The sequence below is a fragment of the Rhizobium sp. L43 genome, assembly GCF_002531725.1.
Classification (GTDB): Bacteria; Pseudomonadota; Alphaproteobacteria; order Rhizobiales; family Rhizobiaceae; genus Rhizobium.
Map to the genome: position 1 here is coordinate 18,290 of NZ_NWSQ01000013.1, position 15,678 is coordinate 33,967.

The 15,678-nt window shown below is 61.7% G+C and carries 17 protein-coding genes and 1 pseudogene; 10 read left to right on the forward strand and 8 right to left on the reverse strand.

Annotated features, from left to right (window positions below; all coding sequences use genetic code 11):
• Nucleotides 1–203: 203 nt before the first annotated feature.
• The 3 genes from pip to CO667_RS18060 all read right to left on the reverse strand — a co-directional run bounded on the left by pip (nucleotide 204) and on the right by CO667_RS18060 (nucleotide 2,870).
• A complete protein-coding gene (gene pip, locus CO667_RS18050; RefSeq protein ID WP_097619671.1) occupies nucleotides 204–1,178 on the reverse strand; it encodes a prolyl aminopeptidase in 975 nt (324 codons plus the stop codon).
• Between the two features lie 311 nt (nucleotides 1,179–1,489).
• Nucleotides 1,490–2,101, reverse strand: a complete 612-nt coding sequence (locus CO667_RS18055) for a PilZ domain-containing protein (RefSeq protein WP_097619672.1) — start codon at nucleotides 2,099–2,101, stop codon at nucleotides 1,490–1,492.
• 124 nt (nucleotides 2,102–2,225) lie between these two features.
• Nucleotides 2,226–2,870 carry a PAS domain-containing protein gene (locus CO667_RS18060; protein WP_179874176.1) on the reverse strand — a complete coding sequence of 215 codons (645 nt, stop codon included), beginning with the start codon at nucleotides 2,868–2,870 and terminating at the stop codon, nucleotides 2,226–2,228.
• Nucleotides 2,871–3,133: 263 nt separating this feature from the next.
• Here CO667_RS18060 and CO667_RS18065 point away from each other — a divergent pair, with 263 nt between their 5' ends.
• Together CO667_RS18065 and CO667_RS18070 are read left to right on the forward strand one after the other, a co-directional pair.
• The gene (locus tag CO667_RS18065) at nucleotides 3,134–3,925 is read left to right on the forward strand and encodes a rhomboid family intramembrane serine protease (protein WP_097619674.1); all 792 of its coding nucleotides are present in this window, start codon (nucleotides 3,134–3,136) and stop codon (nucleotides 3,923–3,925) included.
• A gap of 91 nt (nucleotides 3,926–4,016) precedes the next feature.
• On the forward strand, nucleotides 4,017–4,451 hold the full coding sequence (locus CO667_RS18070) for a CBS domain-containing protein (RefSeq protein WP_097619675.1): 435 nt from the start codon (nucleotides 4,017–4,019) through the stop codon (nucleotides 4,449–4,451).
• 68 nt (nucleotides 4,452–4,519) lie between these two features.
• Here the strand turns inward: CO667_RS18070 and CO667_RS18075 are convergent, their stop codons facing one another.
• The 3 genes from CO667_RS18075 to folE form a co-directional block, all read right to left on the reverse strand.
• Nucleotides 4,520–5,482: a patatin-like phospholipase family protein gene (locus CO667_RS18075; RefSeq protein WP_097619676.1), complete on the reverse strand. Its 963-nt coding sequence runs from the start codon at nucleotides 5,480–5,482 to the stop codon at nucleotides 4,520–4,522.
• Nucleotides 5,483–5,594: 112 nt separating this feature from the next.
• A complete protein-coding gene (gene hisI / locus CO667_RS18080) occupies nucleotides 5,595–6,047 on the reverse strand; it encodes a phosphoribosyl-AMP cyclohydrolase (protein WP_097619677.1) in 453 nt (150 codons plus the stop codon).
• A 25-nt stretch (nucleotides 6,048–6,072) separates the two neighbouring features.
• Nucleotides 6,073–6,687: a GTP cyclohydrolase I FolE gene (folE, locus tag CO667_RS18085; protein WP_017960561.1), complete on the reverse strand. Its 615-nt coding sequence runs from the start codon at nucleotides 6,685–6,687 to the stop codon at nucleotides 6,073–6,075.
• Nucleotides 6,688–6,997: 310 nt separating this feature from the next.
• On the opposite strand from folE, the gene CO667_RS18090 reads away from it, so the two are divergent.
• The 4 genes from CO667_RS18090 (at nucleotide 6,998) to thrS (ending at nucleotide 10,639) form a co-directional block, all read left to right on the forward strand.
• Complete coding sequence (locus tag CO667_RS18090) at nucleotides 6,998–7,444, forward strand: iron-sulfur cluster assembly scaffold protein (RefSeq protein ID WP_097619678.1); 447 nt, start codon at nucleotides 6,998–7,000, stop codon at nucleotides 7,442–7,444.
• A gap of 5 nt (nucleotides 7,445–7,449) precedes the next feature.
• A complete protein-coding gene (yidD, locus tag CO667_RS18095) occupies nucleotides 7,450–7,854 on the forward strand; it encodes a membrane protein insertion efficiency factor YidD (protein WP_097619679.1) in 405 nt (134 codons plus the stop codon).
• Between the two features lie 127 nt (nucleotides 7,855–7,981).
• Nucleotides 7,982–8,509 (forward strand): DUF1697 domain-containing protein, encoded by a 528-nt coding sequence (locus tag CO667_RS18100; protein ID WP_097619680.1) that lies wholly within the window; start codon nucleotides 7,982–7,984, stop codon nucleotides 8,507–8,509.
• A 123-nt stretch (nucleotides 8,510–8,632) separates the two neighbouring features.
• A complete protein-coding gene (gene thrS / locus CO667_RS18105; protein ID WP_097619681.1) occupies nucleotides 8,633–10,639 on the forward strand; it encodes a threonine--tRNA ligase in 2,007 nt (668 codons plus the stop codon).
• A 199-nt stretch (nucleotides 10,640–10,838) separates the two neighbouring features.
• Here thrS and CO667_RS18110 read toward each other — a convergent pair whose 3' ends face one another.
• Nucleotides 10,839–11,939, reverse strand: a complete 1,101-nt coding sequence (locus CO667_RS18110) for a hypothetical protein (protein ID WP_097619826.1) — start codon at nucleotides 11,937–11,939, stop codon at nucleotides 10,839–10,841.
• Nucleotides 11,940–12,052: 113 nt separating this feature from the next.
• On the opposite strand from CO667_RS18110, the gene CO667_RS18115 reads away from it, so the two are divergent.
• From CO667_RS18115 to CO667_RS18125, 3 genes are all read left to right on the forward strand, one after another.
• Entirely contained in the window at nucleotides 12,053–12,637 is a 585-nt protein-coding gene (locus CO667_RS18115) for a nitroreductase (protein WP_097619682.1), read from the forward strand.
• Entirely contained in the window at nucleotides 12,637–13,248 is a 612-nt protein-coding gene (locus CO667_RS18120; RefSeq protein WP_097619683.1) for a flavin reductase family protein, read from the forward strand. Before CO667_RS18115 ends, CO667_RS18120 begins: the two co-directional genes overlap by 1 nt.
• Before the next feature lie 108 nt (nucleotides 13,249–13,356).
• Complete coding sequence (locus tag CO667_RS18125; protein WP_097619684.1) at nucleotides 13,357–14,499, forward strand: DUF2336 domain-containing protein; 1,143 nt, start codon at nucleotides 13,357–13,359, stop codon at nucleotides 14,497–14,499.
• Nucleotides 14,500–14,520: 21 nt separating this feature from the next.
• Here the strand turns inward: CO667_RS18125 and CO667_RS18130 are convergent.
• Nucleotides 14,521–14,781: pseudogene (locus CO667_RS18130) on the reverse strand (transposase); the annotation flags it as partial.
• A 15-nt stretch (nucleotides 14,782–14,796) separates the two neighbouring features.
• Between CO667_RS18130 and CO667_RS18135 the strand changes: the two are divergent.
• The gene (locus CO667_RS18135) at nucleotides 14,797–15,366 is read left to right on the forward strand and encodes a MobA/MobL family protein (protein ID WP_245433160.1); all 570 of its coding nucleotides are present in this window, start codon (nucleotides 14,797–14,799) and stop codon (nucleotides 15,364–15,366) included.
• Nucleotides 15,367–15,678: the final 312 nt, after the last annotated feature.

A 15,678-nucleotide genomic window follows, 5' to 3' on the forward strand; every position in this document is an offset into this window, starting at 1 on the left:
CGATTAAAAATGTAATTGGCGCGACAAGGCTTTCGGCCGCAAAAAGGTTGCGTTGCCGTCCCGGCGTTAAGGGTTTTCGTTGAGCCGGGTAAGATCCGATGTGTTGGGGCGGCGCTGGGAAAGCCGGCGATGCAGGCCGGGTCAGGTCAATTCGGCCGCGTCAAAAGCAGAATAGCGCTCAGATCCGCATTTCCGGCGGCAAATTATTTTTGAAGAAAATTGCGAAACCGATCGGTGGCGCCGACGATCGCCGCACTCATATCGGGATTCGCAGTGGAATGGGCGGCATGCGGAAGGATTTTGAGTTCGCTTTGCGGCCAGGCGCGCGCAAGTTCCCAGGCGGTGACAAGCGGCGCCTCGATGTCGAACCTTCCCTGCAGCAGGATGGCGGGAATGCCTGTCAGTCGTGCGGCGTTCTTCAAAAGCTGGCCGTCTTCCAGCCAGGCGCCATGGATGAAATAATGGGTGATGATGCGGGCGCGGGTCAGCAAATAGGCCGGTTCGGCCCAGCGGCGCGGCAGCCCCTCGGGATCGGCGAGCAGGATCGAGGCTGCCTCCCAGTCATGCCAGTCACGCGCCGCCTTCAGCCGCGTGTCCAGGCTGGGGTCGTTGAGCAGACGATGATAGGCGGCCACCATGTCCTGATCCTGTTCCCGGCTGCCTGCGGGAACCGCCTGTTGGAACCGATGCCATTCTTCTGGAAAAAGCGGCGCCATGCCGCGACAGAGCCAGTCGACTTCCGAGCGCCTGGTGGTTGTCACGCCTGATATCACGATCGCGGCGATACGCTCAGGATAGGTTTCGGCGTAGGCGAGCGCCAGGGTCGAGCCCCAGGAATTGCCGAAGACGAGCCAGGTGTCGATGCCGAAGAAGAGCCGCAGCCGCTCGATATCGGCAACGAGATGCCAGGTGGTGTTGAAGGAGAGGTCGGTTTCCGGATCGGCGCCGCTCGGCAGACTGCGGCCGCAATTGCGCTGATCGAACAGAATGATTCGGTAGGCGTCCGGATCGAACTGGCGCCGGGCGTCGGTCGAACAGCCGGAGCCCGGCCCGCCGTGCAACACCAGTGCCGCCCGGCCCGCCGGATTGCCGCAGGTCTCCCAATAGATCAGATTGCCGTCGCCCGTATCGAGCAGGCCATGATCATAGGGTTCGATTTCCGGATAGAGAGCTGACATCGGGGCGCCTGCGGTCGAGGCGGACCTTATCCATCATATCCGTGACGAATGGAAGACGGATGACCGGCGGGCAAGCCCGACCGCAAAATCATGATACGGTTTTGCGAACCTGCTGCGAAACCGACCTGTCGCAGGTTGATCCACTCATAATATTTCTACTGACTGGTTGGAACGACTTGCGACAGGATTTGAGCCTGCTTTCCGAAGCCGGATCGGTTGCCGCTTGCGGATCTCTTGCCGTGAAGCTCAAGCGTTTTCAACGCGACCTGACCGGGTGCGCATCCGACCCGGCAAGCGCGATCAACAACCTGTCAGAGGAATTCGCGCAGCGTCTCGCGGGACTGGATCGACAGAAATTCGATCGCCACACCTTCGACGAAATGGCGCACGACACGGCCGCGCATGTTGCCGAGACGCACTGCCGTTCCGATCGAGGGGCGCATCTCGACGTCGACGGCAGCGCCCGACAGCGAAAGGTCCATGATGCGGCAGGAATAACGTGTGCCGTCTTCGAGCGTCAGCTCGGTCTTCGTGTCGCGCGGCGTCAGACGGTCGTGGCGACGATCTTCCGGCAGGCCGAGTTCGTGCTTGTTGGCAAGCCAGGTGAGCTGGGCGGCGAGCTTCTCGCGCTTCCGCTCGGTGGCATTGATCGACATGGTGAAGCCGCGACCATCGAGCGTCTGGACATAACCTTCGACCCGGCCGAGATGGTCGATATAGGCGACGACGCGTTCGTTGGCGCGCGGCCGCCCGGGGCAGGTGACGTACATGTCGCCAGGCGACATGTCGATCACCATGCATTCGAATTCCTCGTAGTTCGCAAGCATCAGTCGGCCCTGCATATTGATGGGCACACGCTGAAAAACGCCCTGTTCAGGGCGCGGCGCAGGTCGTTGCGTCTGAGCTGGCTGGAACGAGTGCATCAAGGGGCTTCTTCATCAAAATCGCAGAGACCGATCTTTACCCGCAATCCATTAACAGAAGGTTGTTTTGCCTCAATCGGACATAGCCGAAAACGAGTATGTCCAATGTGCTGAAACGGAACGGTCAGTGCGCCTCCACACTCAGCAGCTGCGACACCATGCGGCGCATGACCTGGCCGAGACCAGCGCTTTTTCCGGCGACGATTTCATTAATGGGGCGCAGTTCCGCCGGCGCGGCCGTGCCGAGTTTTCCGGGCAGCAGGCGGCTGCGGTCGAGTGCCAGGAATTCGAGCGGTACTACTTCCAGCCAACTCGCAGCCGCCGTCGGTGCGATCGCGCCGAGCAGCCGGTCGCAGGCGCCGTGCGGCGAGCGCAGCGGCATCATGATGATCTCGAAGGAGGCCTGATGACCGATGGTGCTGTAGCCGGTCGCATTGAAGAGGGCCGGCATGGCATGGTCCATCACGCCCATCGCCGTGCGTTCGATATCCGCGTGCTGGCCGTTTCCCCAGAGGGAGGCGAAACGTTCGCCGCGCAGATCCCGCCCAAACAGATCGCAAATGCGGGTGCCGGCGAGCCGGAAGCCGATGTTTCCTGCCCCGCGCGTCTCGAGGATGAAGAGGCTTTGCAGCAGATGGGGTACGGCGGAGGGTTCGACCTGCGATTTCAGCGGCGCATCGGCAGCGCCGCGGATACGGTTCCAGTAGTCAAAAATTTCGATGGTCGTTTGCACACGCATTTTACACCAACCTGTCCCATTCCGGATCATTTTCGGGCAGTCATTGCCCGTACAGGCTCTACCTTGCGGATTTCATGCCAAACCGCGGCCGTTAAGGTTAAGAAACGGTTTCGGTTGAGATGCGGTGCCCGTCGTGACACTGTCCCTCCATCGCTTCGACTTTCGAAGTTCAGCACAAGCTGCGGGGTCCAGGTCTTTCCAGGAGCTCCCGGTCACGCCGTCCGGCACTTCGGACGGCTTTTTTTTTGACAGGTGCTCCTGTATGGCTGTGGCCTCAACGAGGCGATATTGACATGAATGAGCAGACGGCCGAGCCGCATAAGGCGCCCGAACCTCCCGAGGTCCAGCCGCCGGCAAAGCCGCCGCGCGTGCCGGTCTTCAATCTTCCGCCGGCGCTATTCTTCAGCCTTTGCTTGCTTGTTCTGATCTATGCGGTACAGGAGCTCGTGCTTTCCGACGATGCGATGAGCTGGCTGTTCTTCACCTTCGGCTTCGTTCCCGCCCGCTATGTGATTCCGCTGTCGCAGCAAGGGCCGGAGCTGTTCTGGACGCCCGTCACCTATTCGCTGCTGCACGGCAGCGTCCAGCATATCCTCTTCAACGCCTTCTGGCTGATGGCCTTCGGCGCGCCGGTCGTGCGCCGCATCGGGACGCTGCGTTTCGTGCTCTTCTGGCTTTTTTCCGCGGTCGCGTCCGCCGCCCTGCACGCGGTGTTAAACTGGGGGGATGTGACGCTGCTGATCGGTGCGTCGGGCGTTATCTCCGGGCTGATGGGCGCCGCCTGCCGATTCGCCTTTCCGGCCGAACGGCGACCGATGCTGCCCGCGCATCTCAATCCCCGGCTTTCCATCGTCGAGGCGCTGAAGAGCCGCACCGTCGTCATCTTCATGCTGCTCTGGCTGGTCGGCAACGCCTTGATCGCCATCGGCATTCCGCTCGTCGGCGACAGCGACCAGGCCATTGCCTGGGACGCGCATATCGGCGGTTTCGTCTTCGGCTTCCTGCTGTTTTCGCTGTTCGACCGGGCGCCGCGCCCGCCCGTGATGGAACCTGCCGGAACGGAGAAGGATTTGTTGCAATCCTGAGCCGGGCAGTGCACGATTGACCTATCCGCGCTGGGGGGAGAAACCGCCGCGGATGCCTGTGACAAGTGTTTCACGGACATAGGAGGTTCGAATGACCAGTTCAGTCAAAGCAATCCTCGACCTGAAGGGCAGAAACGTCGTCACTGCCGGGCCGAATACCACGGTCGCCGAGGCGGCCGTTATGCTCAGCAAGAAGAAGATCGGCGCCATCGTCGTCGTCGGCATGGAAAACCGGATTTCCGGAATGTTCACCGAGCGTGACCTTGTGCATGCCATCGCCAAACACGGCAAGGACGGCCTCGACCAGTCGCTGGCTCAGGTCATGACGGCAAAGGTCTACCGCTGCCACGAGGAAACGACCGTCAACGAGTTGATGGAGCTGATGACCAGCCGCCGTTTCCGGCACGTGCCTGTCGAAAGCAACGGCAAGCTTGCCGGCATCATCTCGATCGGCGACGTGGTGAAATCGCGCATCGCCGAAGTCGAGCGCGAGACCGAGGAAATCAAGGCCTATATCGCCGGCTGAGATTTTCGTCTGTTTGAGTTGACCGACTCGTCGTCGCAAAACCACGACACGCTTTTGGACGGCATGTATCAGGGGTGGGTGGCGTAGACTTCCTGCATGCGTTTGATCTCGGGGAGCCGGGCCCTGGCTTCCTCGTAGCCACGTTCGATCGCCTCGCCGGCCCGGTGGAATTCGGAAAGGCCGATATAGCTGAGACGCGGCTGCAGCGAAATATCCGGCGGGTCGCCGGCAAGACGGGCGCGGGCGATCCTGTCCTGGATGATGTTGAAGGCCTGCACCATGACGCCGGTCATGCCGAGACGGGCATAGGGCGCCTCTTCCTGCTTTTGCACTTCTTGCGGTGAGAGGCTGGCATTGTGCCGGACGACGGCCGAGCGGCCGTAGAGGTCGTAGTTGAGATTGACGGCGACGACCAGCGGCTGCTCGTAGGCGCGGCAGACGGAGACGGGCACCGGATTGACCAGCGCGCCGTCGACCAGCGTGCGGTGGTTGCTGCGCACCGGTTCGAAAATGCCGGGCAGGGCATAGGAGGCGCGCAGCGCCGTAATCAGCGAACCATTGGCGATCCAGACCTCGTGGCCGGTATTGACCTCGGCGGCGACCGCAACGAAGGGCCGGTCGAGATCCTCGACATTCAGGCCTTCGAGATGTTCCTGCATGCGCTTGGTCAGCCGCATGCCGCCGAACAGGCCGCTGCCGCCGATGGTGAGATCGAGGAGACTGGCGATCCGGCGCATCGTCAGCGAGCGGGCGAAGCTTTCGAGTTCATCGAGTTTGCCGGCGAGATAGCAGCCGCCGACCAGCGCGCCGATCGAGGTGCCGGCAATCATGCCGATCTCGACCTTTGCCTCGTCGAGGGCGCGCAGCACGCCGATATGGGCCCAGCCGCGGGCGGCACCGCCACCGAGCGCCAGCGCGATCTTGATTTTCTTCAGGGGCGAGGGAGGCGGGATCGTCTCGAGTGTGGTCGACATGCCGGAACCGGCACCTTCGCCTTCAGAGCTTTGACGATGCAAACTCCAGCTCAGCATGGTGTTCTCCCCTCCCAATACTTGGTTCCCGATAGTCTGCCCGATCAGTTTCCAAATGGTATATAGAGACGGTTTTTGGCACAATAAGGAGCAAATGCCGGGGAATTTCGGGCTATTTTCCGTAGACGTCCTGCGGATCGAAATGAAGCTCGTCGTCGACGATATCCAGCATCGGTTTTCCGTCCCGAAGCGTGATCGTCCGGTAGAAGCAGGAGCGGCGGCCGGTGTGACAGGTGGCGTCGTGGCCGGCCACCTCGACCTTCAGCCAGATGGCGTCCTGATCACAATCGGTGCGGATTTCTTTCACCGTTTGGAGATTGCCCGAGGTCTCACCCTTCTTCCAGAGCTTGCCGCGCGAACGGCTGAAATAATGGGCCGTGCCGGTCTGGATGGTCAGGGCCAGCGCCTGGGCGTTCATATGCGCCACCATCAAGAGCTCGCCGTCGCCGGCGTCGGTGACGATCGCGGTGATCAGGCCGCGGTCGTCGAAACGCGGCGTGAAATCGCCGGCGTCTTCCCACGCCGACTTATCCTCGGATGGTTGATTGAAGATCAGTTGGTTCATCGCGGCCCTCCTGAGGGAGCCGGTATCAGCGGCTCCGCACCATGGTCATGAAACGGGCCTGATCGGCCGGCTCGGTCTTGAACGTTCCCGTAAACGTCGTCGTCAACGTGGTCGAGCCCTGCTTCTGAACGCCGCGCATCGCCATGCACATATGTTCGGCCTCGATCAACACGGCGACACCGCGCGGATTCAGCGTATCGTCGATGGCTCGGGCAATCTGCGCGGTCATCGTTTCCTGCGTCTGCAGGCGGCGGCCATAGATCTCGACGACACGGGCAATCTTCGACAGGCCGAGCACACGCCCGTCCGGCATGTAGGCGACGTGGGCCTTGCCGATGATCGGCACCATGTGGTGTTCGCAATGCGAATAGAACGGAATGTCCTTGACGAGGACCATGTCGTCGTAACCGGCGACCTCTTCGAAGGTGCGGCCTAGCACGTCTTCGGCCGCCATGTCGTAACCTGAAAAAAGCTCGCGGTACGATTTGACGACGCGGGCCGGCGTTTCGAGCAGACCTTCACGCGTCGGGTCGTCACCGGCCCAGCGCAGCAGAACGCGAACGGCTTCCTCCGCCTCCTGCTGGGAGGGGCGATCCGAGTCGCGGTTCGTCTGCGGAAAATTCTTTACGATGGCGTCCATGAACAATGGTCTCCTGGCCCGCACCGCGGACCGATCTGTCGGAATCGCCACTGGTCAATCCCATGCGGGAATTCATGCACCTTTGGCAGGCTCCGGGGCTTTCGAGGCGCATTCAACACCCGTCCGGCACGGTTTCCCAATCAAACTTACACGAGGCCATTGCATTTTCATGGCCTTCGAACGACATACATATAGGAAGACGGCCATCGTATGTAAGTATCCTCAGATGACACGGTGTGTTTTTTGTTTCAATAACAATAACAGCCCTTATTGAGGCCGATCCGCAGCGATTTGGGAGCGGAAATCCAACATGGACGACATCTACAACAACAAGATCCTCGAATTCGCCGGCAATATTCCGTTGACTGGCACGCTTGATGACGCCGATGCGAGCGCCCAGGCTTATTCGAAGCTTTGCGGCTCGAAGGTCAGGATCTGGCTGAAGATGGACGGCGATATCGTGACCGGCTTTGCCCATGACGTGAAGGCCTGCGCGCTCGGCCAGGCCTCGTCCTCGATCATGGCGCGCCACGTCGTCGGCGCGACATCGGGCGAATTGCGCCAGGCACGCCAGGACATGCTTGCCATGCTGAAGGCGGACGGGGCGGGGCCTGAAGGCCGGTTCGAAGACATGCGTTATCTCCGGCCGGTGCGGGACTACAAGGCCCGCCATGCCTCGACGATGCTGACCTTCGATGCCGTCGTCGATGCGATCGGGCAGATCGAGGCGAAGCGGGCGGAAGTTGTCGAGGCGTAACTGACATGTGCGAGTTCTGCGCCCTGCAGGCAGGCGATGAGGACGACGGCGGTGCCGCCGGATCGGACAAGCCGCGCGAAAAGGCTGTACGCACGTCCCGCAATTATACCGGTCCGTTCCGCAAATCCCCCGACCGCCTGCTCGGCATGGGGTTCATCCGCCTCTATCAGCTGACGCTTTCCGGTTTTGTCGGCAATTCCTGCCGCCATATCCCGACCTGCTCCGAATATGGCTACGAGTCGATCGCCCGCCACGGCCTGTGGGCCGGCGGCTGGATGACGCTGTTTCGCGTCGGCCGCTGCGGCCCGGGCGGCACCAGCGGCCTCGACCAGGTGCCGGAGGTGCTGGGCGACACGTTCCTCTGGTGGACGCCTTGGCGTTACCTGGCCATCGGACGCAAAAGAGGGTGAGCGCCATGACGATGCCTTGCGAATACGCATGCGTGTCGGAGATCCGGGCAGCGACGATGCGTGAGGTGCAGTCACCATTCGGTGACCGTGGTTTCGGGTGTAGGGCAACCGAGGAGGGCCGGCAGCCATGAGCATGTTCGTCGCCCTTCTGCACAGCATCGTCCTGGCGCCTGATCGCCGCGTCATCATGCAGGATTTGCGGGCGCTGGCCGAAGAGCTTGGTTGTCGCGAGCCGCGCACGCTGGTTTCCACCGGCAATCTGGTTTTCGAGGCCGACGATGTGCGGCCGCACGAACTCGAGGTCATGCTGGAAGAGGGCTTCGAAGAAAAATTCGGCAAACACGTCGATATTGTCGTGCGCAGCGACTGTACCTGGATGGCGCTTTGCAGCACCAATCCCTTCAAGGACGGCAGCGGTGACCAAGTCATCGTCCGGGTGATGCGCCTGCCGGTCGATCCGAAGAAGGTGGAGGCGCTGAAACCGCTGATGGCGGAGGGGCAGCGCATCGCCGTCGTCGGCGGCGATCTGTGGATCGATTTCGCCGGCAAGCCGAGCCAATCCAAGCTGCTTTCGGCGCTGACGACCAAGCGGCTCGGCGTCGGCACGATGCGCAACTGGAACACCGTGTGCGGCCTTGCCGAAATGATCATGTAGGCCGGCTTCTTCTTTACTCCCGATGGAAATCTGGCTATCAGGCGGCGGCGCATCCAAAGAACGGAGGCGCTTCCATTTCAACCACCCGCATTCGTTGGCGGGACTGGACAAGGAGAAATTTCAATGTCTGACGCTATTTCCCTGACATTTCCCGATGGTTCCGTGCGCAGCTTTCAGGCTGGCGCGACCGGCAGGGATGTCGCCGAATCCATTTCCAAGTCGCTCGCCAAGAGCGCGGTCGCCATTGCGCTTGACGGCGCCGTGCAGGACCTTTCCGATCCCGTCACCGATGGGAAGATCGAGATCATCACCCGCAAGGACGGCCGTGCACTGGAACTCATCCGCCATGACGCCGCGCACGTCATGGCCGAAGCGGTGCAGGAGCTCTGGCCCGGCACGCAGGTGACGATCGGCCCGGTCATCGAAAACGGCTTCTATTACGACTTCGCCAAGAACGAGCCCTTCACGCCCGACGATCTGCCGAAGATCGAAAAGAAGATGAAGGAGATCATCGCCCGCAATGCGCCTTTCACCAAGCAGGTGTGGTCGCGCGAGAAGGCCAAGGAGGTTTTTGCAGCCAAGGGCGAGCAGTACAAGGTCGAGCTCGTCGATGCGATTCCCGAAGGGCAGGATCTAAAGATCTACAATCAGGGCGATTGGTTCGATCTCTGCCGCGGCCCGCATATGGCCTCCACCGGCCAGATCGGTACGGCCTTCAAGTTGATGAAGGTTGCCGGCGCCTATTGGCGCGGCGACAGCAACAACGCCATGCTCTCGCGCATTTACGGCACGGCATGGGCTGATCAAGCTGATCTCGACAACTATCTGCATATGCTGGCCGAAGCGGAAAAGCGCGACCATCGCAAGCTCGGCCGCGAAATGGACCTGTTCCATTTCCAGGAAGAAGGCCCCGGTGTCGTCTTCTGGCACGGCAAGGGCTGGCGCATCTTCCAGACGCTCGTTGCCTATATGCGCCGCCGGCTTGCCGTCGACTATGAAGAAGTCAACGCGCCGCAGGTGCTCGACACCTCGCTCTGGGAGACCTCGGGTCACTGGGGCTGGTATCAGGAAAACATGTTCGCCGTGAAATCGGCGCATGCGATGACGCATCCCGACGACAAGGAAGCGGATAATCGCGTCTTCGCGCTGAAGCCGATGAATTGCCCGGGCCACGTGCAGATCTTCAAGCATGGCCTGAAATCCTATCGCGAACTGCCGATCCGCCTTGCCGAATTCGGCCTGGTGCATCGCTACGAGCCTTCAGGCGCGCTGCATGGCCTGATGCGCGTGCGCGGCTTCACGCAGGACGACGCGCACATCTTCTGCACGGACGAACAGATGGCCGCCGAGTGCCTGAAGATCAACGACCTGATCCTGTCGGTCTATGAAGACTTCGGTTTCAAGGAAATCGTCGTCAAGCTTTCCACTCGTCCGGAAAAGCGTGTCGGCTCCGACGCGCTCTGGGATCGGGCGGAAGCCGTCATGACCGACGTGCTGAAGACGATCGAGGCGCAATCCGAGGGCCGCATCAAGACCGGCATCCTGCCGGGCGAGGGCGCCTTCTACGGGCCGAAGTTCGAATATACGCTGAAGGATGCGATCGGCCGCGAATGGCAGTGCGGGACGACGCAGGTCGACTTCAACCTGCCGGAACGTTTCGGCGCCTTCTACATCGACAGCAACTCCGAAAAGACGCAGCCGGTGATGATCCACCGGGCCATCTGCGGCTCGATGGAGCGCTTCCTCGGTATTCTGATCGAGAACTTCGCCGGCCACATGCCGCTCTGGGTATCGCCGCTGCAGATCGTGGTAGCAACGATCACCTCGGAAGCCGACGCCTACGGGCTTGAGGTGGCCGAAGCGCTGCGCGAAGCCGGTCTCAACGTCGAGACCGATTTCCGCAACGAGAAGATCAACTACAAGGTCCGCGAACACTCGGTCACCAAGGTTCCCGTCATCATCGTCTGCGGCAGGAAGGAGGCCGAGGAGCGCACGGTCAACATCCGGCGCCTCGGAAGCCAGGACCAGGTTTCGATGGGGCTCGACGCCGCGGTCGAGAGCCTGACCCTCGAGGCGACCCCTCCCGACATCCGCCGCAAGGCTGAAGCAAAGAAAGCCAAGGCGGCCTGAAACCGCCCGGCTCCGACAGCGCCGGCTTCGGCGCTGTCGGAAATCCAATCTACAATCACAATGTCGTTGTGACGACGGGTACTGGTCATCCCGAGCGGCGTTGAAGGGTTCCCGTTCTGCGTCGTCAGGGGCTTTCCAGCCGTCTTCTCAGTGACGGCGAAGCGCACTTCTCCAAATAAACCGAACCGCTTACTCTAAATCAATCGAGGCTGGTGTCGTCGCCGCCCTGTGGCGCGAGCTGTTCGTAGGAAGGAAGCGGCGCCACCGGCGCCGGCTGAACGCCCGGTGGCGGCGGGGTGCCCACCGGCACCTGCTGCACCGTGCGGGCCGCGTCGTTCACCGGCGGCTGCGGCTGCTGGTCCTTCATCAGAACCTCGACATCGGTGTTCCTGCCGGCGACGACGGTGAAATCGCGCTGGTAGATCTTGTCCTTGTTGCGGGCGACGGCGGAATATCCGCCTTCGGCAAGAACCATGGTCGGGAAGGCGCTGACGCTTTCGCCGACGCTGTCGCCGGCCGCCGTCAGGATCGACCATGCCGTATCGGCGATCGCCTCGCCACCGGCATCGGAGACCAGCTTGAAGGTGACCTGGGCGGCGCGATGCTGGATCGTCGCCTCGGTCAGCTTGCCGGCTTCGACCTGGATGTCGGCGCGGATGACGGCGTTGACGCTGCCATATTCGGAAACGATGTGATAGGTGCCGGCATTGAGGCGGACGACGGTGTTCGGCGAGACATCGGCCACGACGAGGCCGCGCTCGCCGTCGTCGCGCACCTCCGAGGAATAGATCGAGAAGCTCAACTGGTCGGGGCGGATGCGGGCATCGGTGCCGGAGACGGCATTGAGCAGCAGGCCGCCGGCATCGAGCACCATCACCTGTTTGCCGACTTCGCCATCAGCGGGCACGGTCAGTTTCTTGGTGACGCCGGCGCGGCCGAAGGAGACATTGACGAAATAATCGCCGGGAGCGAGCTGGAAGGCGGCGGTTCCGCCCTTGGCGCTGGCGATCAGCGGCAGCTTGCCGTCGGTTCCGGCGATCGGGCTGAAGACGTACCAGGAGAGGCCTTCCTCGACCGGTGTGCCGTCCGCGGTCAGCTTGGCTTCCAGCGGGACATCACGCAGCTTGACCCCTTCGGGCGCCGCGCCGGGCGCGATGAAAGCATTCAGCTTGGGCATCTTCGACGTTGAGTCGAGCTGTTTGAATTCCTTGAAGGCATCCTGAGCGCCGGCGCCAAAGGGCGTCAGTATCATCAGGACAATGGCAAGGCCGATGCGTCCAAAGGGCGAAATGCCAAACATCTGTTTCGTGAACCGATTGACTTCTGAAATCGCAAAGGCCACTTCAAGACCAACGCGATGGCAAATTCAAGACCCAGCCTTTGCAGCAGCCTAAAAATGAGAGTTTCTCCCGCATGAAATCCGATATCAAGCTGATCGACTACCTTGCCGTGCGCCGCTCCATCCCCGCTTTCCAGATGTGCGAACCAGGCCCCGAGAGGGCTGAGATCGAGGAAATTTTGCGGCTTGCCTCGCGTGTCCCCGATCACGGCAAGATCGCGCCATGGCGCTTCATCGTCTATCGCGGACAGCACCGCGCCCATCTCGGCGAGGCGCTTCTGACGTTGGCGCTTGAGGCAAAGCCCGAGCTTTCCGAGGAAATGATCGAGGTCGAGCGCGCCCGTTTCACCCGCGCGCCCGTGGTTGTCGCCGTCGTCAGCAAGGCGGGGCCGCATATCAAGATCCCGGAATGGGAGCAGCTGATGTCGGCCGGCGCGCTCTGCCTCAACGTCATCCTCGCCGCCAATGCCAGCGGTTATGTCGCCAACTGGCTGACCGAGTGGTTCGCCTATGACGAACGCGCCTATCCGCTGCTCGGTGTCGGGCCGGATGAAAAGGTGGCGGGTTTCATTCATATCGGCTCGACGACATTTCCGGCGATCGAGCGGCCGCGGCCGGAGCTTGCCGACACCGTGACCTGGGTCGGCGGAGAGGACTGATGTTCTACACCACCGACAGCAATCGGCACGGGCTCGCGCATGACCCCTTCAAGGCGATCGTATCGCCGCGTCCGATTGGCTGGATCGGCAGCAAGGGCAGGGACGGTTCGATCAATCTGGCGCCCTATTCCTTCTTCAATGCCGTTTCCGATCGGCCGAAGCTGGTGATGTTTTCCTCCAGCGGTCGCAAGGACAGCCAGCGCAATGCGGCCGAAACCGGCGTCTTCACCTGCAGTTTCGTCAGCCGCAATCTCGCCGAGAAGATGAACCTTTCCTCGGCGGCGCTGCCCTATGGCGACAGTGAATTCGACTTCGCCGGCCTGACTCCGAAACAGGCCGAACTGATCGACGCGCCCTATGTCGGCGAGGCTTTCGCGGTGCTCGAATGCAAGGTCACCGAGATCATCGAGCCGAAGACGCTGTCGGGCGAACCGTCCGAAAACGTCTTCGTCTTCGGCGAAGTGGTCGGCATCCGCATCGACGAGGCGATCGTCAGGGACGGCCGCCTCGACATGTCGCTCGCCCGGCCGGTCGCGCGTCTCGGCTATATGGACTACAGCGAAGCCAGCGAGGTCTTCGAGATGTTTCGGCCGAAGTCGCAGCAAGGCTGAGGCGAACGAGCAAGGCGCACAAAGGCTTAAGAAACATGGTGAACCAATCTTAAACCTTTTGCCGCTACCGTCGCAGCATTGAATGAAACGCGAGGGAATCGCGTTCAAGTGCTGGGGCGTCGCGTGATCGTAGAAGCTTTCCTTCGTTGGATCGAAACCGCCAAGACCGGTGACCGGGCCCGGGCCGCAAATGCACTCGGGCGAGCTTATCTGCAATCCGAGATGACGGCGGCCGAGCGGGCGGCGGCCGAGATGGCGATGACCTTCCTGCTCGACGATCCGTCGCCGCGCGTGCGGCTGGCGCTGGCCGAGGCGATCGCCTGGTCACCGGATGCGCCGCGCAGCCTGATCCTTTCGCTTGCCGAAGACCAGCCCGAAGTCGCCTGCCACGCGGTGACCTGTTCGCCGCTTTTGAGTGATGCCGATCTCGTCGACCTTGCCGCCCGCGGCAACGGTGCCACCCGCATGCTGATCGCGGCGAGGGCGCATGTGACGCGCCCTGTCTCCGCCGCCCTTGCGGAGGTTGGCGACGAAGAGGAACTGCTCTGCCTGCTCGAGAATGACGGTGCGGTGATCTCCAGCCTATCTCTCAAACGCATCGCCGAACGGCTCGGTGACTGCTGCGATATTCGCAACCTGCTTCTCGACCGCAGCGATCTTCCCGCCGACGCCCGCCAGCTGCTGACCCAGCATGTCAGCAATGCGCTGATCGGCCTGCCGCTGGCACAGGCGGCGATCGGCCTGCAGCGGCTCCAGCGCATCAGCCGCGAGGCGACCGAGGCTGCGATCGTCTCGATTGCCGGCGACATTGCGCCGCGTGAAATACCCGACCTCGTCGAGCATCTGCGCCTCAACGGCCGGCTGACGCCATCTTTCCTGATGCACGCGCTTTGCGCCGGCAAGGTGGGTTTCTTCGCCGGCGCGATCGTCGATCTGACGGCGTGCAGCGACCGCCGGGTGCGTTCCATCCTGGCAACCGGGCGCATGCATGCGGTGCGCGCGCTCTACGAATCCGCCGGCCTGCCGAGGGACATCAGCGTCATCTTCGTCGAGGCGACGATGCTGTGGCGTGACGCTGCCAGAAAAGCACCGGGCAGCATGACCGGCACTATCTGTAGCCGTCTTCTCGATAAATTTCGCCGTCACGAGGCGCATGGCTCCGTCGGCGAGCTGCTCGACATGGTGGAAAAACTTGGTGTCGCCGAACAGCGGCAATCGGCCCGCGTCTATGCGGCTCTTGCGGCCGCCTAGGCCGTAGTGACGATTTAACTGTTTGGGCCAAATAGCGGTAGCGGCGAGTTTAACGAAGCCCATGAAGTTTGCGAGCAGCTTGTCGTATCGGGTTGCGACGCGTCTGAACTGCTTGAGTTTGTTGAAGAAGCGTTCGATACGGTTTCGCTCCTTATAGAGATCGGCGTCGTAAGGGCGCTGGAGCTTGCGGTTGCTTTTCGGCGGGATGACGACGTCAGCACCGGTTTCAGTGATTTTGTCGCACAGATGATCGGCATCATAGCCTTTGTCGGCAATCGTAGCCATGTCCTGCTGAGTATGCGACGGGCGACTGCCACCGGTCTCGATCGCGTCAAAACTCGCGAGTGGAATAGTCGCGATCTGCTGGGGGTCTGGCGAGCCGCCTGGGCGGACGCCTTCAATCATGCCCTGGAACGAGACGGGAAACGGGTGCGAATCGACCATCGCACCCTTGAGGCGCAGAGGGAGCGAGCAAGGGAGGCAGGCGATCTGGTTGGCTCCATGATGCTGGACCGGCGGCCGGAAATCCACGTCGGGACGCGGGCACGTCAAATCCTTTACAACGGCCGCGTTCCGGTCAGCCGGACGCGCGAGACCGAACCGTTCCGGGTCACGGTCGCTAATGCACCGCCACGCCGGCGCCGGCGCGACTACCCCCAGGACCGAGGCGCGCGGCTGCTATGGATGGAAAGCATCATCGCTCGCAACAGCCACGACTTGAAGCGCAGCCTCATCGATATCGAGCGAAAGCTTGATCGGTTCAATCGCCGACTGGACTACAAGGTAAGGCGCGAAGCTCTGGAGCGAGCGCGTTACCCGCAGCATCGGAAGTCGACCTCCCGGTCGGAGAAACGTTGCGATGGATAGCTACCGACGGGAGGATGCCGATCGTCGAGCGCAACAAGCTCGTCGCCGTGTAGCGCAGATCCGAGAACTCTTGAAGCTGTTGACTTGGGCAGCGACAGGCAAGCGGCGCGAGCGCGAGAGAACGTTGGTTCGAGCACGCGAGGTCGCGGCTTGGACAGGTGCGGCCACTGGGGATCGCGCCAGGATAAGATTTCACTAACAAAGCGATTCTTTGAATAAGATATATAGTGGCCGATCAACAATAAAAGCACTAACTCTAGGTAGTGCGCAAGGCATCGATTGGAAAATAGATCTGGTTGAAATAATACTTGC